Annotated in this window: 19 protein-coding genes; 17 read left to right on the plus strand and 2 right to left on the minus strand. The window is 37.8% G+C overall.

Annotated elements, in window-relative coordinates:
- Positions 1-87: 87 nt before the first annotated feature.
- From BO15_RS0103725 to BO15_RS0103800, 16 genes are all read left to right on the plus strand, one after another.
- On the plus strand, positions 88-1095 hold the full coding sequence (locus tag BO15_RS0103725) for a LacI family DNA-binding transcriptional regulator (protein WP_033152549.1): 1008 nt from the start codon (positions 88-90) through the stop codon (positions 1093-1095).
- Between the two features lie 127 nt (positions 1096-1222).
- Positions 1223-2887, plus strand: coding sequence for a glycoside hydrolase family 13 protein (locus tag BO15_RS0103730; protein WP_033152551.1), 1665 nt, complete (start codon positions 1223-1225; stop codon positions 2885-2887).
- Between the two features lie 54 nt (positions 2888-2941).
- Positions 2942-4234, plus strand: coding sequence for an ABC transporter substrate-binding protein (locus tag BO15_RS0103735; protein WP_033152553.1), 1293 nt, complete (start codon positions 2942-2944; stop codon positions 4232-4234).
- 69 nt (positions 4235-4303) lie between these two features.
- A complete protein-coding gene (locus BO15_RS0103740; RefSeq protein ID WP_033152554.1) occupies positions 4304-5362 on the plus strand; it encodes a carbohydrate ABC transporter permease in 1059 nt (352 codons plus the stop codon).
- Positions 5362-6228 (plus strand): carbohydrate ABC transporter permease, encoded by an 867-nt coding sequence (locus BO15_RS0103745; protein WP_033152556.1) that lies wholly within the window; start codon positions 5362-5364, stop codon positions 6226-6228. Before BO15_RS0103740 ends, BO15_RS0103745 begins: the two co-directional genes overlap by 1 nt.
- A 202-nt stretch (positions 6229-6430) precedes the next feature.
- Positions 6431-7021, plus strand: a complete 591-nt coding sequence (locus tag BO15_RS0103750) for a manganese efflux pump MntP family protein (protein ID WP_033152558.1) — start codon at positions 6431-6433, stop codon at positions 7019-7021.
- Between the two features lie 14 nt (positions 7022-7035).
- Positions 7036-8022 carry a calcium/sodium antiporter gene (locus BO15_RS0103755; protein WP_033152559.1) on the plus strand — a complete coding sequence of 329 codons (987 nt, stop codon included), beginning with the start codon at positions 7036-7038 and terminating at the stop codon, positions 8020-8022.
- 73 nt (positions 8023-8095) lie between these two features.
- Positions 8096-8452 carry a zinc ribbon domain-containing protein gene (locus tag BO15_RS0103760; protein WP_033152561.1) on the plus strand — a complete coding sequence of 119 codons (357 nt, stop codon included), beginning with the start codon at positions 8096-8098 and terminating at the stop codon, positions 8450-8452.
- Positions 8453-8461: 9 nt separating this feature from the next.
- Positions 8462-10435: a methionine--tRNA ligase gene (gene metG / locus BO15_RS0103765; RefSeq protein WP_033152563.1), complete on the plus strand. Its 1974-nt coding sequence runs from the start codon at positions 8462-8464 to the stop codon at positions 10433-10435.
- Between the two features lies 1 nt (position 10436).
- Positions 10437-11222: a TatD family hydrolase gene (locus BO15_RS0103770; RefSeq protein ID WP_033152565.1), complete on the plus strand. Its 786-nt coding sequence runs from the start codon at positions 10437-10439 to the stop codon at positions 11220-11222.
- 2 nt (positions 11223-11224) lie between these two features.
- Positions 11225-12079 (plus strand): 16S rRNA (adenine(1518)-N(6)/adenine(1519)-N(6))-dimethyltransferase RsmA, encoded by an 855-nt coding sequence (gene rsmA, locus BO15_RS0103775; protein ID WP_033152566.1) that lies wholly within the window; start codon positions 11225-11227, stop codon positions 12077-12079.
- Positions 12080-12111: 32 nt separating this feature from the next.
- Complete coding sequence (locus tag BO15_RS13040) at positions 12112-13737, plus strand: GGDEF domain-containing protein (RefSeq protein WP_052169754.1); 1626 nt, start codon at positions 12112-12114, stop codon at positions 13735-13737.
- Positions 13738-13739: 2 nt separating this feature from the next.
- Entirely contained in the window at positions 13740-16019 is a 2280-nt protein-coding gene (locus BO15_RS0103785) for a YhgE/Pip domain-containing protein (RefSeq protein ID WP_033152568.1), read from the plus strand.
- A 9-nt stretch (positions 16020-16028) separates the two neighbouring features.
- The gene (locus BO15_RS0103790) at positions 16029-16457 is read left to right on the plus strand and encodes a hypothetical protein (RefSeq protein ID WP_033152570.1); all 429 of its coding nucleotides are present in this window, start codon (positions 16029-16031) and stop codon (positions 16455-16457) included.
- Positions 16454-18637 (plus strand): YhgE/Pip domain-containing protein, encoded by a 2184-nt coding sequence (locus tag BO15_RS0103795; protein WP_033152572.1) that lies wholly within the window; start codon positions 16454-16456, stop codon positions 18635-18637. Before BO15_RS0103790 ends, BO15_RS0103795 begins: the two co-directional genes overlap by 4 nt.
- Before the next feature lie 47 nt (positions 18638-18684).
- The gene (locus tag BO15_RS0103800) at positions 18685-19974 is read left to right on the plus strand and encodes an alpha-amylase family glycosyl hydrolase (RefSeq protein ID WP_052169755.1); all 1290 of its coding nucleotides are present in this window, start codon (positions 18685-18687) and stop codon (positions 19972-19974) included.
- On the opposite strand, the gene BO15_RS0103805 is transcribed toward BO15_RS0103800, so the two are convergent.
- Positions 19975-20523 carry a GNAT family N-acetyltransferase gene (locus BO15_RS0103805; RefSeq protein WP_033152574.1) on the minus strand — a complete coding sequence of 183 codons (549 nt, stop codon included), beginning with the start codon at positions 20521-20523 and terminating at the stop codon, positions 19975-19977.
- Positions 20524-20546: 23 nt separating this feature from the next.
- Entirely contained in the window at positions 20547-21242 is a 696-nt protein-coding gene (locus tag BO15_RS0103810; protein WP_033152575.1) for an anaerobic ribonucleoside-triphosphate reductase activating protein, read from the minus strand.
- A gap of 221 nt (positions 21243-21463) precedes the next feature.
- On the opposite strand from BO15_RS0103810, the gene tadA reads away from it, so the two are divergent.
- Positions 21464-21913, plus strand: a complete 450-nt coding sequence (gene tadA, locus BO15_RS0103815) for a tRNA adenosine(34) deaminase TadA (RefSeq protein WP_033154669.1) — start codon at positions 21464-21466, stop codon at positions 21911-21913.
- The last annotated feature ends 28 nt before the right edge of the window (positions 21914-21941 follow it).

Here is a 21941-nt window from a genome sequence, read left to right on the forward strand (position 1 = left end):
CTTAGATTAATCTAAGTAAACGCTAACATAAAAATATTGACAGGTAAATAGGTTATGCGTATAACTAAAAACAAGGAGGAGAATGCTATGGTAAGAATCAAAGACATTGCAAAAACATGTGGCGTAAGTACAGCCACTGTATCGTATGTGCTGCATGGAAAGTATGAAAAGGTCTCAAAGGAAGTAAGAGAAAGAATCGAAGCTGAAATAGCGGAAAGCGGCTATATCACAAATCAATCTGCAATCAATCTGGTAAGCAGATGCTCAGGCCTTATTGGCGTAGCGGTTATGGATTCTAGCGATAAAAAGGATATTATGGGTGACCCATATTTCAGTATTCTCTTCTCATATCTTGAAAAGGAATTTAGAAAAAGAGATAAATATATTTTGATTATCCTGGACCAGTCTCCTGAACGTGTTGTAAAGGATGCGTTGCGATGGAATTTAGATGGGCTTATCCTTAGCAACTACACCAAGGAAGCCATGATTGCAATCAGCCAGGAGTTTGTAAAACCAATTGTTACCATAGATGCAGCCTTTGTTTACGAGTACGATAAGCTGGTGCAGGTATTCATAGATGATTATGATGGTGGATACAAAATTGGTAACTATTTGGCATCAATAGGTCATACAAATGTGGCCATGCTTGATGATAATGATGAGGAAGATACCAGACACAGATGGCGAGGTTTTAGGCAAAGCTTTATTGATAACGGTATAGAAATCGATGAAAGCTCACACTTTATTATCGATATGAAAACTGAGGATTTGCAGGAAGGATTAGATAGAATTTATCCTGCATTGATAGAAAAATCTGCTGTATTTTGTATTTCAGATTTTTACGCTTTAAGAGTAATAAAGTATTTAAATGAGCATGGAAAAACAGTACCTGAGGATATTTCAATAGCAGGTTATGATGATATATTGTTTTCAAAATTATCTACGCCGGAGCTCACCACAATAAGGCAAAATGTGCAGCAAAAAGCAGAATCTGCAGTAGATAGCATGATGAAAATGATTAAGAATAAGCCAGTGGAGCATAACATAAAACTCCCTGTTGAGTTGATTGTTAGAGAGTCATGTAGACAGTTGTAAAAAAGTAATAAAAATAAAAAACTAAATATGTCACATAGTAATAGTTATGTGCATAACCTTTGACCCAAGATTAGTCTTGGGTTAATTTTTAGTTACAAGGTTATTCGTATAACTAAAGGAGGACAGAATGGAAAAGGCATGGTGGAAAGAAAGTGTCATATACCAGATTTATCCAAGATCTTTTTGTGATTCTAATGGTGATGGCATTGGTGATTTAAATGGTATACGAAGTAAATTAGATTACTTACAAAAGCTTGGAATCAACGTTATTTGGCTTAGTCCAATATATAAATCGCCTAACGACGACAATGGTTATGATATATCTGATTATCAGGATATAATGGATGATTTTGGAACAATGGACGATTTCGATGCTTTGCTTAAAGAGGCACATGAGCATGGAATCAAAATCGTAATGGATTTGGTAGTTAATCACACATCCGATGAGCATAAGTGGTTCATCGAAAGTAGATCATCAAAGGATAATCCCAAGAGAGATTATTATATCTGGCGTGAGCCGAAAGATGGCAAAGAACCAAACAACTGGGGATCATGTTTTTCAGGGTCGGCATGGGAATATGATGAAAAGACAGGCATGTATTATCTACATTGCTTTTCAAAAAAGCAGCCGGATTTAAACTGGGACAATGAAAAAGTCAGAGATGAAGTATTCAACATGATGACTTGGTGGTGTGAAAAGGGCATTGATGGATTCAGAATGGATGTAATATCAATGATTTCCAAAGTACCAGGATTACCAGATGGAAACAAAGGCGAGGGGGCTTTATATGGGGACTTATCTAATACAACAAACGGCCCAAGAGTTCATGAGTATTTACAGGAAATGAGAAAGCGAGTGCTTTCAAAATACGACTTGATCACAGTTGGGGAGTGCGCAGGCGTAACTATAGAGGAAGCAAAGAAATATGCAAATTTAGATAATTCTGAGCTGAATATGGTTTTCCAATTTGAACACACAGGACTGGATTACGACGAACGAGGAAAATGGACAACCAAAAGATTCTATTTACCAGATTTAAAAGAAAACTTGAGTAAATGGCAGAATGAACTTGAGGGCCAGGCTTGGAATTCCTTGTATTGGGATAATCACGATCAACCAAGAATCGTATCAAGACTTGGAGACGACTCGCCATTATCAGCAAAATGTATCGCCACAGTTCTTCACATGATGAAGGGTACGCCTTATATATATCAAGGCGAAGAACTTGGAATGACAAATTATCCTTTCAAATCAATTGATGAATGCAGAGACATTGAAATACTAAATGCTCACAAGGAATTGGTTGGCGGAGGCCGAATGTCAGAGGAGGATTTAATGGACGGCATTCGAGCAAAAGGCCGTGATAATGCAAGAACTCCAATGCAGTGGGACGATACTAAGGAGGCAGGATTTACAACAGGAAAGCCTTGGATAGGAGTTAATCCAAATCACAAGACAATCAATGCAAAAGCTGAACTGGAAGATAAGAACTCAGTATTTTATTACTATCAAAAGCTTATCCAGCTAAGAAGAAATAGCCAGTGGTCAGATATCATCGTATATGGCACATACAATCTTTTGGACAAGGAAGATGAAAATATATTTGCATACACAAGACAATTGGGGGAAAGAAAAATTCTTGTTGTATGTAATGTAAGTGCCAATGAGGTGCAATACAAGCTGGATTTTGAGGTGGAAGAAAAGGCATGCTTAATTCGTAATTACGATAATTTGAATTTGGAAAAAGAGATGAGAGTCCCAGCATGGTTTGCAGGAGTTTGGGAGATTTAATCAGGTACCAATGAGCAAAAGCTCTAAAAATAATAAAGAAGGAGAGGTATTGGTATGAAAAAGAAGTTATTATCATTACTATTGGTAGGACTTATGGGAGCAAGCATCGTTGCATGCGGCGACACTGGCAGTGGAAGCGCAAGCAGCGGAGATTCAGGTAAATCTATTCGATTAGTAAACGGAAAAATCGAAGTAGATTCACAATTGAAGAAGCTTGCTGAGATGTATGAAAAAGAGACAGGCGTACATGTGGAAATCGAATCAATGGGTGGTGGTATCGATATCCAGGGTGAGCTCAAGGCTTACTACCAGTCAGATAATATGCCAGATATCTTTGTTTGCGGTGGGGCAGCAGACTTCGATAACTGGGATGGATTGCTGCAGGATATGAGCGACCAGGCATGGGTAAGTGATACAGATGCAGCATACACAAGTGATGATGGGGTGGTCGGATTCCCATACACAACAGAAGCAGTTGGACTTGCTTACAATGCTGACATTTTAAGTGCAGCAGGCGTTGATCCAGCATCAATCACTGGTCCAGAATCAATGAGAAAGGCATTTGAAACTATTGATTCAAAGAAGGATGAGCTTGGACTTACAGCAGTAATTGGTTACTATGCAGAGCCAGTTAACCTATATTGGTCAACAGGAAATCATCTTTTTGGAAATTACCTTGATGCGGGTCTAGATAGAGATGATAGAACATACATTGATATGTTAAGTGATGGCGGAAAGCTTGATGATGCAAGATTTGCTGATTTTGCAGATATGGTTGAGCTCTTCAATGAATACGCAGACCAGTCACTTTTAGTATCAGGCACATATGATCAGCAGATTCTTAACTTTGCATCAGGCAAATATGCCTTTGTTACACAGGGCTCTTGGATTGGCGCAACAATGACAGGTGATGACGCTGATGCATATAAAGAAGCAGGCAACTTTGAATGTGGAATGATTCCATATGCCTTTGAAGAAGGAATCGACACAATCCTCACAAACTCTCCATCATGGTGGGCAGTATATAACGGTGGAAATGTAACAGAAGCAGAAGCATTCTTACAGTGGATGGCAGGAGACGAGGCACAGGAAGTTCTAGTTATGGAAGCTGGATTTATCAGCCCATATAAGTCTTGCACATATGTAGCAAATGACCCATTTGCAGAGACAATCTCTGAATATACTGCAGCAGGTAAGACATCAGCATGGCATTGGCTTGAAATGACAGATGGATACTCACAGAACTACACAGGCCAGGTATTTGCTGACTTTGCATCAGGAACTCTTAGCAAGGATGAATTTATTTCAACATTCAAGCAGGTAACGGAAAACGCATATGCACAGTAATTAAAATCTATGAGATGGGAAGTTTCAAGGCTTTCCATCTCATATTGAATTTTGCAGGGGGATAGTGGCATGAATATAGATAGTAAAAAATCCTTGTCATTAGTATTATTAGCGGCAGGCTGCTTTGGAATCATTTCAGCTTTAGCATTGGACATTACAGGAAGTGATTTTGCATTTCGAGGTGCCTTACTAATAATTGGAGCGATAGCTTTTTTGGGTGGTTTATACTTCTACCCTACGGAAAAACATCATAAAGCAATTATAAATATTATATTTCTGTTTCCATTACTGTTTTGTTTCGTCGTAACAGTAATAATTCCTTTTGGACTTGGCTTGTTCTATTCGACAACTGATTGGAATGGAATTAGAATGACAGGCTTTGTTGGACTTAGTAATTACAAAGCAATGTTTACTGAAATAAGTTTCCTATGGTCGCTGATAATAACGGTTTTATTTGTAATCATAAATATGATTGCGGTAAATGTTATAGGTCTAGCCTTGGCAGTTTTATGCACAAGCAAAATAAGAGCTGTAGGATTCTTTAGAGCAGCTTATTTTATACCAAATCTAATTGGTGGTATCGTACTTGGTTATCTTTGGCAGTTCGTTTTTAACAATGTTGTATTGAACTGGACATTAAAACTATTTGACTACAATAGCTCAATGCTTTCAAAATATAACACAGCATTTTTTGCAATTGTTTTAGTATATATCTGGCAGTATGCAGGATATATCATGATGATTTATATTACTGGATTAACAACTGTTCCAACAGATGTAATAGAGGCAGCTTCAATCGACGGAGCAACTGCTGTGCAGACCTTCTTTAAAATCAAGCTTCCTATGATTGCATCAACAATTACAATATGCACGTTCCTTACATTACAGTCTGCCTTCAAGCAGTTCGATGTAAATATGGCATTAACAAATGGAACTGGTTCAGTAAACTTTATGGGACAGTACCTTACAAACGGCACGCAGATGTTGGCTTTGAATATTTATAATACAGCAATCACAAAGAATAATTACGCACTAGGCCAGGCAAAGGCAGTGTTGTTCTTCATCATCCTTTCAATCGTATCTATCATTCAGGTTCGTGTATCTAACAAGAGGGAGGTGGAGATGTAATGGTAAAGAAATTTACAGTACTAGATTTTATTATCAGGGTTTTAGTTATTATCATTGCGATGTTAGTGCTATTTCCATTTTTTCTGATTGTTATAAATGTATTTAGAAATGCAAATGATATAGTTAGTAATCCAGTAAGTGTGGCTGGAATGTCAATTGAAAAGCTGATGAATAACCTGACATCAGTTATAAATAATACTAACTTTAGTTTTTGGTCTGCCTTCGCCACATCTGCAATAGTAACCGTATTTTCGCTGGTATTACTTGCATTATTTGGTGGAATGGCAGCATGGGTAATATGCAGAAATAAAACGAAATGGTCAGCATTTATATACATGGTATTTATCGCATCAATGATAATCCCATTTCAGGTAGTTATGCTTCCACTTATATCAACCTTTAGAGATGTGGGTAAATTCCTTGGAATCACAATGCTTCAATCATTCCCTGGTATCATTTTTGCTTACCTAGGATTTGGTGGTGCAATGACAGTGTTTATCTTAAATGGATTTATAAAGACCATACCATACGAGCTTGAGGAAGCTGCATCAATTGACGGCTGTTCTCCAGAAGGTATTTATTTTAGAGTTATCTTCCCTCTTCTAAAACCACCAATTGTGACGGTTACAATCCTTAATGGAATGTGGATTTGGAACGATTATTTGCTACCATCACTTATGCTTGGTCATAACGGAAAGGTGAAAACACTTCCGGTTGCAGTACAAGCATTCATCGGCTCATATGTAAAACAGTGGGATTTGATTTTGACAGCAGCATTCCTTGCAATTATCCCAATGATAATCCTGTTTTTATTTGCACAAAAGCAGATTATGGGCGGCCTCGTAGACGGTGCTATAAAATCCTAGTGTTGACATTATGCGAGATTGTTTAGTATATTGTATACATCTCGTGAGGGAGTAGCTAGCGCTAAAAAAGAATGCGTTGTTTGTCAACAGACTCGGGATTTACCCTGGCAAACATTAAATAGTGAGACTCACGTGTAGCCATAGATTTGGTTACACGTGGGTCTTTTTTGTTATATTAGCCCTCACAAAAAAGGAGTTTAATATGAGTGTAGTAGACATATTTTTATTTGGAGTAGGTCTATCTATGGACGCATTTGCTGTTGCTATCTGCAAGGGACTGGCAATGAAGCAGGTAAACAAAAAGCAAATGCTTATGATAGCCCTATTCTTTGGCGGTTTTCAGGCGTTGATGCCGTTGATTGGCTTCATCTTGGGAAGTGCTTTTGCTGATATGATTTCAGCTTATGATCATTGGATTGCCTTCGTACTTCTGTTATATGTAGGTGGCAAAATGATTATTGACGCCATCCGTGAATGGAAGGATGAGGATAAGGTTGAGATAATGGACCCACCACTTGATTACAAGGAGCTTACACTTCTTGCAATTGCAACAAGTATCGATGCATTAGCATGTGGAGTTACTTTTTCATTCTACGAAGGATTTAACATACTTCGTGCAATCTTAATTATTGGTTTAACAACATTTGCTATTTCAGCAGGTGGTGTTTATGTGGGAAATATTTTTGGTAATAAGTTCAAGGCAAAGGCCCAGTTATTAGGCGGATTTATCCTGATTTTCCTGGGCGTGAAAATCTTGCTTGAGCATTTATATGGAATATCATTTGGGTTTTAAAGGAGGAGAATAAAATGACATTTTTTAGCACAATACCAGGAGCTTTGATTCTCTTGGTAGTTGGATTTGTATTTTTGATTAAGGGAGCAGATTTCTTTGTTGAAGGCGCATCTGCTGTAGCAAAAAAGCTTCATGTGCCAGCACTTGTAATTGGTATGACAATCGTGGCAATGGGAACATCACTTCCAGAGCTTTCAGTATCTGTTACAGCTTCTTTAGCAGACAGTAATCAGCTTGCAATTGGAAATGTAATTGGCTCAAATATCTTTAATTTGATGGTGGTTTTAGGTAGCTGTGCATTGTTTTCAGCACTTGAAGTAGCTGATGACACTATTAAAAAGGATTTTCCTTTTTCAGTAGCATGTGCAGTTGCTCTCATGATTATGGGACTGATTGGTAGCTCAGTAGGACATTTAGATGGAGCAATTCTTCTTGTAGCTTTTGCTATCTTCCTTGGTTCAATGCTAATGACCGCAAAAAATCACAGAGCACATGAAGCAGAGCTTGCTGAAGAGGATGTAGAAAATGAAATTGTAGATATTCCAACCTGGCTTTGTATCATCTATATCATTGGCGGCGCTGTTGCTATCAAGTTTGGCGGTGATTGGGTAGTTGATTCATGTACAACACTTGCTCTTAAGTTTGGTATGTCAGAAACTCTTGTTGGTCTAACAATCGTAGCACTTGGAACATCACTTCCTGAGCTTGTAACATCAATTGTTGCTGCTAAGAAAAATGAGCTTGATATGGCAATTGGAAATGTAGTTGGTTCTAATATATTTAATATACTTTTGATTCTTGGCGTGGCAGGTGCAATTTCACCTATGACTTACCTTACAGTAAACGCTATTGATACATTGATTCTTGTGGCTTTTTCAGCTGTTGTATGGCTCATGTGTTTAAAGAAAAAGAATCTTAATAGAGTTAATGGAATCATCATGTTGCTACTTTATGTGGCATATCTTGCTTATATCATCGTAAGAGATGGCGGTGTAGCATAGATTAAATGTGGTAAAAAGTACAGTGTTATGGTAAAATCATAAAGTTTAAAGGGTTGAATAAGGAGGTAATTTTATGGGTCTTTTAGACAATCTTTCAGATAGCATTAGAAGTACCACCCAAGACCTTAGCAAAAAAGCTCAAAACGCTACAGATATGACCAAATTGCAGTATGACAAAAAGGTCAAAGAAGGCGAACTTATCAAGCTTTATGAAAAGCTTGGAAAAAAGTATTATCAAGAGCATAAAGATGAGGACAGCGAAGATATCAAACGAATCACCGCTGTGACTCTTCGAATCAAAGAGATATCAGATGATATCATGGCACTTAAAGGCGGTGTAGCCTGCCCTAAGTGTGGCGCATTAGTCAAAAATGGCTCCATGTACTGTAGTGCATGTGGAGAAAAAATAGAGGATATTTTTGAAGAGTAGGAGTTAAGAATGGGTAACAAAGGCAATTATTACATCACCACAGCAATTGCTTACACATCAGGTAAGCCACATATTGGAAACACATACGAAATCGTGCTTGCAGATTCAATCGCTCGTTTCCGTCGACAGGAAGGATACAATGTTTTCTTCCAGACAGGAACAGATGAGCACGGTCAGAAAATCGAGTTAAAGGCCGCTGAAGCAGGCATCACTCCAAAGGAGTTTGTTGACAATGTTTCAGGTCAGGTTAGAAATATTTGGGATTTAATGAACACATCTTATGACAAGTTCATCCGTACAACCGATGAGGATCATGAGAAGCAGGTTAAGAAGATTTTCAAGAAGCTATACGATAAGGGCGATATTTACAAGAGCTCATACGAAGGACTTTACTGTACACCATGTGAGTCTTTCTGGACAGAGTCACAGCTTGTTGATGGCAAGTGCCCTGACTGCGGTCGCGAGGTTCAGCCAGCAAAGGAAGAGGCTTACTTCTTCAAGATGAGCAAATACGCTGACAAGCTTATTGATTATATCAACACACATCCTGAGTTTATTCAGCCAGTTTCTCGTAAAAACGAGATGATGAATAACTTCCTTCTTCCAGGATTACAGGATCTTTGTGTTAGCCGCACATCATTTACATGGGGTATTCCAGTAGATTTTGATCCAAAGCACGTTGTTTATGTATGGCTTGATGCTCTTACAAACTATATCACAGGTATTGGTTATGATTGTGATGGTGAGTCATCTGATCAGTTCAAGGCTTTATGGCCAGCTGACCTTCACCTCATCGGAAAGGATATCATCCGTTTCCATACAATTTATTGGCCTATTTTCCTTATGGCACTTGATCTTCCACTTCCAAAGCAGGTATTTGGACATCCATGGCTTCTTACAAAGTCAGCTGATGGTGGCGATGACAAGATGTCAAAGTCAAAGGGAAATGTTATCTATGCAGATGAATTAGTTGATTTCTTCGGTGTAGATGCAGTTAGATATTTCGTTCTTCACGAAATGCCATTCGAGAATGATGGTGCTATTTCATGGCCACTTATGGTTGAGCGTGTTAACTCAGATCTTGCAAACACACTTGGAAACCTTGTAAACCGTACAATCTCAATGAGCAACAAGTACTTCGGTGGAGTTGTTGAGGATAAGGGTGTTACAGAGGAAGTTGATGCAGATCTTAAGGCTGTAGTTACAGGTACAGTTGCAGCAGTTGAGTCAAAGATGGCTGAACTTCGTGTTGCAGATGCTATTACAGAAGTATTCAATCTCTTCAAGAGATGTAACAAATATATCGACGAGACAATGCCTTGGGCACTTGCAAAGGACGAGACAAAGCAGGATAGACTTGCTACTGTTCTTTACAACTTGGTTGAGGGCATCTCAATTGGTGCTACACTTCTCAAGGCTTTTATGCCTGAGACATCAGAAAAGGTATTAGCTCAGCTTGGTGCAAAGGAAATCCCTTACGATGAGCTTTCTACTTTCGGTCACTATGTAAACGGAAATAAGGTTACAGATGCTCCAGAGATTCTCTTTGCTCGTCTTGACCTTGATGAGGTTATGGCAAAGGTTGCAGAGCTTCATCCTGCACAGCCAGAGGAAGCAGATGCTGATGATGAGGAAGGAATCGATATCGAAGCAAAGCCTGAAATCACATTTGATGATTTTATGAAGCTTCAGTTCCAGGTTGGTAAGATTGTTTCTTGTGAAGCAGTTAAGGGCTCTAAAAAGCTTCTTTGCTCACAGGTTAAGATTGGTTCACAGACAAAGCAGATTGTTTCTGGTATCAGCAAGCACTACTCTCCAGAGGAGATGGTTGGAAAGAAGGTTATGGTTCTTGTAAACCTTAAGCCAGCTAAGCTTGCAGGTGTTCTTTCAGAAGGAATGCTTCTTTGCGCAGAGGATGCTGAAGGCAACCTTTCACTTATGACACCAGAGAAGTCAATGCCATCAGGTGCGGAGATTTGTTAATATGATTTTTGAGACACATGCTCATTATGATGATGAGAAGTTCGACGAGGATAGAGTCGAACTTCTTTCTCATTTATTGAGGGAAAACAATATCGGTAATATTGTAAATGTAGGTGCAACCTTTAGAGGTTGTAAGGACAGTATAAAACTGGCTGAGGAGTATGATAATGTATACGCAGCTATAGGAATACATCCAGAGGAAATAGATGAAATAAACGAAGATGTCATCAATTGGATCAGGGAAAATTCATCAAATCCAAAGGTTGTTGCAATAGGTGAAATCGGCCTTGATTATTACTGGGTGAAGGAGCCAGAGCAAAGAGCAAAACAGCGTCTTTGGTTCGATAGACAAATGGATTTGGCTTTAGAGTTAAATTTACCAGTAATTATTCACTCTAGAGATGCGGCAGAAGACACTTTAAACACAATTATTAGGTATAATACACAAGGACTAAAAGGTATTGTTCATTGTTATTCATATTCCAAGGAAATAGCCATGGAATATGTGAAAATGGGATGGTATATTGGTGTTGGAGGAGTAGTCACTTTCAAAAACGGAAGAAAGCTTGTAGAGACAGTGGAGGCTATTCCAATCGAAAACATAGTTCTTGAGACAGATTGTCCTTACATGGCACCAGTTCCACATAGAGGTGAGCGTAACAGTTCAATCTATCTTAGCCATGTGGCAGAAAAGGTTGCAGAGATAAAGGGACTTACTGTAAAAGAAGTAGAAGATACTACCTATGAAAACGCCCTTAGGGTGTATACTAAAAGTAAAAGGAAATAAACATGGCATATTTAAGTAATCCAACATATACGCGAGCTGTTTTGGAAGCTCATGGATTCTCATTTCAAAAGAAATATGGACAGAACTTTCTTATTGATGGCAATGTCCTTGATAATATCATTGATGCAGCAGGCATTACAAAGGACGATTTTGTTCTAGAAATCGGCCCTGGTATAGGAACAATGACACAGCGTCTTTGCGAGGAAGCAAGGGAAGTTGTGGCAGTGGAAATCGATAAAACACTCATCCCAATTTTGGATGATACACTATCTACATACAAGAATTGGACAGTTATCAATCAAGATATTTTAAAGGTTGATATTAACAAATTGGCCCTTGAGAAAAACGGTGGGAAGCCGATAAAAGTAGTGGCTAATTTGCCATACTATATTACAACTCCAATTATCATGGGGTTATTTGAAAGTCATGTACCACTTGAGTCAATTACAATCATGATACAAAAAGAAGTGGCCGACAGAATGAAAACAGGACCTGGTTCCAAGGAATACGGAGCTTTGTCTTTGGCAGTTCAGTATTATTCAAATCCAGAGATAATATGTGAGGTTCCACCAAGTTGCTTTATGCCACAGCCAAAGGTATCAAGCACAGTAATATCGCTGAGATGTCACAACAATCCGCCAGTTGATTGTGACGAGAAGCTTTTATTCCAGATTATTAGAGCTTCGTTTAATCAGCGTAGAAAAACTTTATTGAACGGTCTTAGCAATGGGCTTCATTTTTCAAAGGAGCAAATTGCTGATGCTATAGAACAGTGTGGTTTCGTACCAACTGTACGAGGAGAGGCGCTATCGCTTGAAGATTTTGCCAAATTAACAAATGTATTAAAGCAGGCTTAGGAGATTAACGACTAGTAGGGAGAGCTTAATTAATGGATGTCCGTAGCTACAGCAGAGAAGTACAAATTCTCATAGGTGAAATACAAAAAAATAGAGGCAAGGACTCAGGAACAGTTTTATCAGCTTGCGATAAGCTTTTAGCTTACGGTAAGGGCATGAAGGACGATGCCCTTATTGGTTATGCTTATTTTTCAAAGGGCGAAACATACTATCTTCTAAACGACGCATCTAACTTCTATTCTCAGATGCTTTCTTGCATGGGACCTATGGAGCACGTAAAGGAATGGGGATACGTTGCCATGGCAAATAATATGCTAGGTATTGTTTCTCTAAATCGCGGTAATGCTCCATTCGCCCTAGATTATTTCATTAAAGCAATCAGCATTTGTGAGGATTATTCACTTCCAGATATTGAGTGGATGATTCACATGAATCTTGGTTCTCTGTATTTAAATATCGAAGAATATCAGAAATCCATTTCTCACACTGAAATTGCATATAGATATCTTCTAGATCACAAGAGCTTGGATGGTTTTACTGAAAGTTATACAGCCATCCTACTTGGCATGGGCCGAGCTTATTTGAATCTTGATAGAGAGGATAGATGTCTTGAAATCGAGAAGAAGCTTAGGACAGATTGTCTTCCATATTTGATGGAGATGGACAGAATAGTCATCTATTGCTATTTTGCACGAGTTCATCAGGCAATAGGTGAGGAAGAAGCAAGGGACTATTGGATTGAGATGGTAAATAAGCATGCCAGCACAAGCATGCCTATTTTGGATGTGTTTGATGATTTTTATGATTATCTACACATGCTTCTTAAAATCGAAAAATATGATGATTTCTTCAAAGCATATACAGTTCTTGATGATTTGACAAAACATACATCTATCAAAAACTTAGAAAGAAAGCTTCTTACATTAAAGATTCGTTACTACAGAAGGGTAGGCCAAATAGAAGAATATAAAATCGCTTCAGTTTTGTATTTCGAGTTATCAGAATTCATGGAACGAGAAAATCGCTTAATGGTCAGCAACATGATCGTTATGCGTAATTCGTATATGGAGCTTACACAAATCAATAAGAAAGTCGAAGAGAAGAATACATTCTTACAGAAACGTTCAGAGACAGACCCATTAACAGGAATGTATAATAGACTGAAGCTTAATGAGTATAGTGAGGAAGCCTTTGAAAAGGCCCTTATTAATAGATCTAGTATAGCAGTTGAAATCCTTGATATAGATTTCTTTAAGCAGTACAACGATAACTATGGACACCAGGAAGGTGATAATTGTATCAAGTTCATTGCCAATACCTTAATAGAAATGGCAAAAGAGGATGGCATTTTCACAGCAAGATATGGTGGAGATGAGTTCGTAGTTATCTATGAAGGTCTTTCCAAAGAAATGGTGGAGGCCAAAGCAAATGAATTAAGAGATCGAATATACCAGCAAAAGTGGGAGCATAAATTTTCTCTTACAGACAACATTGTTACCATTTCTCAAGGTATCTGTTATGGAATACCCGAAAGAGATGCAAGCATGTTTGGTTATCTTCAGGGCGCAGATAAAATGTTATACGAGGTTAAGCAGCAAAGCAGAAATGCAATTAAAATCTGCGATGCGACAGACTTAGTAGAACTAAAGGATGAATAAAAATGAAAACCATTAAAAAGATTTTTTTTGATGATGTTATCAGTCTAGTGAAGAATTTTTTCGCTCTTGTTATTGTGGTAGGAATATGTTTCTTGCCGGCGCTGTATGCATGGTTCAATATCTATTCTAACTGGGACCCATATGGCAACACAGGAGCGCTAAAGTTCGCAGCTATATCTTTGGACAAAGGATACACAGATGAAGAAGGTGAGTATCACAATCAAGGTGATACCATAATTGAAAATCTCCATGAAAATACCTCTGTGGATTGGCAGTTTGTCGATTCAGAGGAGGATGCTGTAAATGGAGTTTATAGCGGGGAGTATTATGCAGCAATTGTTGTAGATGAAGATTTCACATACAACATGTACAACGTTCTTACAGACGACGTCAAAAGACCGGTTCTACATTTCTATGAGAATCAAAAGAAGAATCCCGTAGCGACAAAAATTTCAGATACAGTAGCCCAGTCCTTGCAGAACAACATTAATGTGGCATTTACAGAAGTTGTTGTAAGCAAGGTATTTTCTAGTGCTTCAGATGTGTCAGAAGATTTGCAGGAAAAGGGCGGAGTAGACGAAATCGTAAACAAGCTTGAAAGCCTTAGCGCAGATTTAACCACATATCAAAATGCTATGACAACAATCATAGAAAATGATGCGCAGTTGAAGGCTTCCTTAGAGGCGGCAGAGCAGGATGCAACAAACGTCAAGAATCAGGCAGAGCAGAGTGCTAAGTCTCTTGAAACAGCTGGTAATATCACAGACAAGACTGATACAACAATTAATTCTTATTCACAAACTGTAGAAAGAGCACTGACACAGATAGAAGTTAAAGCGGCTTCTATGAATGAAAAACTTGATACAGCAAAGCTAAGCAATGATGCAACAGAAGTAGCAAGAAGCCTTAAAGGGGCTATGCTTGACACTTTAGAGATGGCTGACGTAGCTATATATCTTCCAGGTAAACTGAACGATACAGAAGTAAATACAGCAAAAGAAGAATTCAATAATGCTGTTAATGGAATACTAGACGCCTATAACGAATTGACAAATGGTATTCCTGAGCAGATGATACCAGCGAATTTGAAAGATATGGTAGCAAAGATACAGTCAGTCCAGACTGCTATAAATTCGATTGATCCATCTTCAACAGAATACCAAAATCAGGTAGCAGCAGCTGACAAAGCTATCAAAGAAGCAATAGATGCATTAAATAATGTTAATGAAGAAGAATTAGTATCAGCTGGTACAGAGAATCTTAAGTCAGCAGCTACTAACGCAAGAACAAAAGGTGAAGAGCTAAACAAAACAATATCAGGCCCACTTAGAGAAAAGGTTGATGAAGGTTTATCGTCTCTTGAGGGAATGCTCTATGATTCAAGTGCAATACTCAATACAGTTGGTGAAACATTTGGAAACTTGGTTGTAATGTTTGATGCAATTGGAAACACAGTAGATTGTGCAGATACAAGCTTACAAAAAACAAGTGAAGCTATTGTTTATGTAAACGGAAGACTAATCGATGCAATAGCTGAGATTGAAGAAGCTGGATCGGCAGATAAGATTCAGGTTTTGGTAAATGCATTATCTGGTGACCCGGAAGTATATGGAAAGTTCTTCTCAACACCAGTGGAAATGAAAACAGAAGCTGTATACCCTATCGAGAATTATGGTTCGGCAGTAGCTCCATTCTATTCAACATTGGCATTCTGGGTAGGCGCCTTAATTCTAACAGCTATTATTAAGATTAAGCCAGATAAGAATAGATATCCAGAGGCGTCTGAAAGACAACTATATTTCGGAAGATATGTCTTATACTGGGTGCTTGGACAGATTCAGTCGGTGATTATTGTATTAGGAGACATATTCCTATTGCATGTGCAGTGCTTACATCCATGGCTATTCTTATTAGCCGGATCTGTAATTGCCACCACATTTACCATCCTTATCTATTCACTTGTTACAACTTGGGGTGATGCAGGAAAAGCACTTGCAGTAGTACTTGTAGTTATTCAGATTGCAGGAAGCTCGGGAACATATCCTATTGAACTTTTACCAGAGTTCTTTAGAAAGGTTTATATATTCTTCCCATTCCCATATGCAATCAATTCAATTAGAGAATGCTTGTGTGGAACATATGAGTGTGACTATCTAAAATATTTAGGCACATTGGTTATATTTATGGGAGTATCCCTTGTAATAGGTCTTTTGGTACGAATTCCATTTGAAAAGCTCAATCACTATATGGAGGAGCGAATGGAAGATACCGAAATGATGTAGGAGGCAGTTTTGGGAAAAGAAAAAGAAATCGTTTATGAGAAGTTCATGGATTTGCAGCAGCAGGTTCATCAACGGAATCAGAAAAAGATTAAAGTTGGATTAAAAGTAAATATTTTATTACCCCTTGTTTTCTTAGTAATAAGCTTTATCTCAGATAGATCAAAGCTAGTATTCTTAGTACTTTGGATTGTTTCGTTATTTGGAATAGCCTTCTATCTGCTTTATGTAGAATACATGGATTTTGAACTCCAAGAACAGTTAAAAGAACTTGGAATTATGGAAAAAGAAGCTGAAGCTCAGGTTCTTATAGGTGAGGAAGTTATTCAAAGCATTGATGAAATCAACAATGCTAAAAACGAAATGGTAAAGGATATTAAGGATTTAAGAAAAGAGATTAAAACTGATATTCAATCAATGGGAGACAAGCTGAAAAGATGAAAAACGTTATTAAGATTATCGTTTCAGACATAAAAAGATTATCCACAAACGTAGTCGCTATGGTTGTTATCATAGGACTTACAGTAATACCATGCCTTTATGCTTGGTTTAATATATTGTCCAATTGGGATCCTTATGGGGAAAGCGCTACCACAAATCTACAAGTAGCGGTTGCTTCTTCTGATGAAGGAATCATGATTGGTAGTGTGGAATTAAATGTTGGAGACATTATCATAAGTAATCTAAAAGAAAATACAACTATTGGCTGGGTATTCACAGATACCGCTCAAGATGCCGTTAATGGAGTTTATTCAGGTGATTACTATGCGGCTCTTGTCATTGACGAAGAGTTCAGTTCCAACATGATAAGTTTCTTAAGTGGAGATATTGAAAATCCAATAATTACTTATTATGAAAACGAAAAGAAAAATGCCATTGCACCAAAAATCACAGCAAAGGTAAAGACCACTATTGAGCGAGAGGTTGACCATGCTTTTGTAAGTACTGTGGCAGAATCACTCTTAAAGGGTGGCGAATATTTTGCAACATTGGATGAAGAGGGAAACATTACCGGTGCAGGTATTAATAAGCTTGAGCAACTTGATTCAGACTTAAATGGAATGATTACTATTTTGGATTCATATATTGCACTTATGGATTCAACTGAAAGTATATCAGAGGCTGGAGAAGCAATCACAGATAGCGCCGATACCATCACAGAACTGGCAGGCACAATGGCTGAGGAATCACAAGGCAAAGCAGCCGGTGTCAAAGATGATGTTGAACAAGGGAAGAAAAAAGTAGATCGAAAAGTAGAGAATCTGAATGAAAAATTAAGCTCAGTAGATTCAGATGTAAATACCTTAAATGAAAAAGTAGCAGGATTAAGCCTGGATGTAAATGTTGACTATGAGCAGATGCAGCAATCTGTAGAAAAGATTCAGGAAATGTGGGGAACTGAGGAAGATGGTTTATATCAGTTGCTGTTAACTGTTGATGCTCCTGATACGGAAGAGGGAGCCTTAGCTAAAGAAGCAATTACAGAATATGCTAATGTATTAAATGATTTAATTGCAGGACTAGATGAAGATGTGGCAAATATACAATCAGCCACTACAAAGGGCGAAGAAGATTTCAATGCAGCTAAAAACACATTAGTAAATAATGTGGCGGGAATACTTGCTTGTACCAAAAATATTAGAGGTCAGTACAGTTCATTGTCATCTGTGGGCCAGGAAGCTATCGATGCAGGATCAAAGGCAGTTGAAGAAGTAGAAAAGCTTATTAATTACAATGCAACAAGTATCGATTTGGTAGCTGATAACTTAGATAATTATGCTGTGATTATGGAGCAGTCTAAGGATTCTCTTGTAAAATCAAGAGATGAAGCTGTGGAAATGGAAAGCCAGCTAGCAGCACTGATAGCTGAGATAAAAGCAATTGGCCAAAACGAAGCATACCAAAAGGTAATGGAATTACTTCAGTCAGACCCAGATTTGCTGTCTGATTTTATTAGCAGTCCGGTAGATATTTCTGATGAGTATATTTACCCAGTGGAAAATAATGGTTCAATGACAGCGCCATTTTACATTGTCCTTTCTATTTGGGTTGGTGCACTTATTATGTCTACCATCCTAAAGACAACTGTAAAGGACACAACAGGAATGAACAATATTAAAAACTGGCAATGTTTCCTAGGCAGATTTTTTACAACATTTGTGATTGGACAGATACAAACAATCATTACAGTTCTTGGTGCGTTTTTGTTTGTTGGAATACAATGTGAGCATCCATTCTATTTCTGGCTGGCATGCGCATGGACATCATTGATTTATTCATTGTTGTTATATTCATTTGCATATTCATTTGGAAATGTAGGTGAAGCGTTATCAGTAGTATTAATGGTTATACAGGTTGCCGGTGCCGGCGGAACATTCCCAATCGAAGTACTTCCAAAGGTTTTCCAGGTGCTTTACAAGTTTATGCCATTTAACTATTCAATGAATGCACTTAGAGAGTGCATCGCAGGATTCTATAAACATACATATAGAAACTGCATGTTAACGCTTATCATCTATGGATTAATTGCGGTATTTATAGGTGTTACACTTTATCATCCATTTAAAATATTAAATGAAAAAATTGAGAAAAGTAAAGAAAAATCAGGTATATTAATATAAAATGAGGGCAGGATAATCCTGCCCTTTTGTTTTTAAAGGAGGTTTGCATGAGAGATATTGGATGGGTTAAAGATTCGGTTTTTTATCATATTTATCCATTGGGGGCTTTTGGCTGTCCCAGAGAGAATAAGGGAGAAGAAACTGCAGGACATCGCATTTTACAGCTAATTGATTGGATACCTCATTTAAAAGAAATCGGCGTTAATGCTTTGTATCTAGGGCCTATTATGGAATCAGGGACCCACGGGTATGATACCTGGGATTACTATAAAATCGACAGCCGATTGGGAACAAATGATGATTTTAAAAGAGTTGTTAAAGCTTGTCACGACAATGATATTAAGGTGGTTCTCGATGGTGTCTTCAATCATGTTGGTAGGGGACATATTGCATTCAAGGATGTATTAGAAAAGAGAGAAAATTCAACCTACAAAGACTGGATTGCTGGTTTAAATCTGTCTGGAAATAACTGGCATGGAGACGGTTTGTCCTATGAATGCTGGTCAGGTGCAGAAGAGTTGGTAAAGTTGAATCATTGGTGCAACGATGTGGATAACCACATTTTAAATGCCGTAGGCATGTGGATAGATGATTTCAAGATAGATGGCTTGCGACTTGATGCAGCAGACTGCATAGAGAGAAGCTTTTTTAATAGGCTTAAGAACTTCACTGAAGAGAGGGCATCGAATTTCTGGCTCATGGGCGAGATAATCCATGGAGACTATAATATTTATGTTAACGAAAACATGCTAGATGCAGTGACAAATTATGAATGTTGGAAGGGAATATATTCAAGCCACAACGATCATAATTATTTCGAAATAAACTATGCTATGAAGCGTCAGTGGGGCCAGGGTGGCCTCTATGTTGGCAAATATTTATACAACTTTGTAGACAATCATGATGTTAACAGGATATATAATCTGTTGACTGATAAGGCCAATATCTATCCTGTTTACACTCTTTTATTCACAATGCCCGGTATCCCATCAATCTATTATGGTAGCGAGTGGGCAATTGAAGGTGATAAAAAATCTGGAGATGGAGACTATGCCCTTCGTCCTGAAATAGATCCAAGTAAAATGAGCAATCCAGATTTGATTGATCATATAAAGACCTTGGCGGAGATTAGAAAAAGCTCTAATCCTTTAAAACAGGGAGTTTATGAGGAAGTTCAGGTAAAGAATGAAACTTTGGTATTTGCAAGGGTGTGGAATGATGAATACGTGATTGTGGCATTAAATAACACAGCCGAAGAAAAGCAAATAGTCTTTGACTATCGAGGTCAGCACTATGATTTTGTGCTGGAGCCTCATGGTAGCAAGATTTTAAAATAATTAATTGTTTGCAAGATATGCATACATGCAGTGGTCAAGGCGTTGCCCGTTGATAATGATTTTATCTCGGAGGACGCCTTCAAATTGGAAGCCTAATTTCTTGACCATGTGTATAGAAGGGTCATTATTAGGCAAGATTAGAGCTTCGAAACGATGAATACCTAAGTCACGTGCAATTACGGGAATAGTGTTTGCAATAGCTTCGCTACAATAACCTCTGTTCATGTAATCTCTGTCCATTTTATAGCCGATGGTACAGCTTTGATAGATAGGCTTTACAATATTTCGATAGCTAACGGTTCCAATAATTTTGTTGGGATTATCCTTCTCAAAAACCCAGTAGCGAACCATAATCAGCTTAAGAATGTTGTTATGCTCAAATTCTAGGATTTTTCTTTGATGATTCAAAGTGTAGAAATCATCTCCAATGATAGGTTCGTATTTTTCAAAAATGTCTCTATTTCTAGAATAAAAATCAAGTACAAGAGGTGCTGATTCTTTTCCTAAAACCTTTAATGTAAGACGTTCAGTGTTAATTTCGAATTGCATATAATCCTCCCCTGAATAATAGATTAATCTACTCCTCTTAAACTAGTGTTAGGAATATAAGGCTTCAAAATATCAACAAATGATTCTAAAGTCTCCAGTGAGTGAGGTGAAAAGATAGGATTGATAACCTGCTCAGACTCCTTATAGCTTTGCAAATAGTATGCTTTAGCACCTTTTAGCCACCTGCCGATAGCTTCCATATCCTGGCTATCATGGCATTCTTTCATAATAGTTGTTCTGAATTCGTAATCTATCTTTCCTTCCATCAAAATATTGATAGATTCTTGAATAGGCTCTATATCAAAGGTTTTCATACAAGCAATAGTGTTGTATTTTTCCTTTGAATGTTTAATATCCATAGCAACGTAATCAATAAGGCTATTATCAATTAAAGACTTAAGCATCGAAGGATTTGTTCCGTTAGAATCAAGCTTTACCAATAAACCCAAATCCTTAATCTGCTTAATAAATTCAGGCAAATCCTTGTGCAGAGTAGGCTCTCCACCAGTGATGCAGACTCCATCTAAAATCTTTTTTTTCTTATTGAGATGTTCAAAGATTTCCTCCATTGAGTAGGCAAAAACATCTGCAGGAGGCATAACCAAATCCCTATTATGACAGTATGGACATCTGAAGTTACAGCCACCGGTAAAAAGTGTGGTAGCAACCTTTCCTGGATAGTCCAATAATGTAGTTTTTTGCATTCCCAAAATAAGCATAGTAATAATTCCTATTTAAAAGCTAAAACAGGCAATTTTTCTTAAGAAAATGATTGCTTGCAAAGTCTTTTCTGTTAAAATTTATTCTGTAGATATTATAAAAAGTATAGCAAACTAGGAGGGGAAAATCCATGATGTCGAAAGAAGAGCGTCAAGAGAAGCGCATCGCAAAACAGGCAGAAAAAGAGGAGAAAAAGACTCTCAAAGTATATGAAAAATATATGGAACAAGCCATCAAAGAAGCAAAGAAGGCCTACGACATCAATGAGGTTCCTATTGGATGCGTAATTGTTCAGGATGACAAAATCATTGCCAGAGGGTACAATCGCAGAAATACAGATAAGAGCGTTTTGGCACATGCGGAAATAGCAGCCATTCAGGAAGCCTGCAGAAAAACAGGTGATTGGAGATTAGAGGATTGCACATTATATGTAACATTGGAACCATGCCAGATGTGTGCAGGAGCAATAGTTCAGGCTCGTATTCCAAAGGTTGTAGTTGGAGCGATGAATCCTAAGGCAGGATGTGCTGGCTCAGTAATCAACATTTTACAAATAGATAAATTTAATCATCAGTGTGAGCTTGAGACAGGAATCTTAGGTGAAAGATGTACAGAAATGATGACAAAGTTTTTTGAAGAGTTAAGAGAACAGAAAAATCAGTTAATGTAACGCGTAGTTTTATTGACAAATAGGGCCT

This window comes from Pseudobutyrivibrio ruminis HUN009 (assembly GCF_000703005.1).
In the GTDB taxonomy this organism is placed as follows: Bacteria; Bacillota; Clostridia; order Lachnospirales; family Lachnospiraceae; genus Pseudobutyrivibrio; species Pseudobutyrivibrio ruminis_A.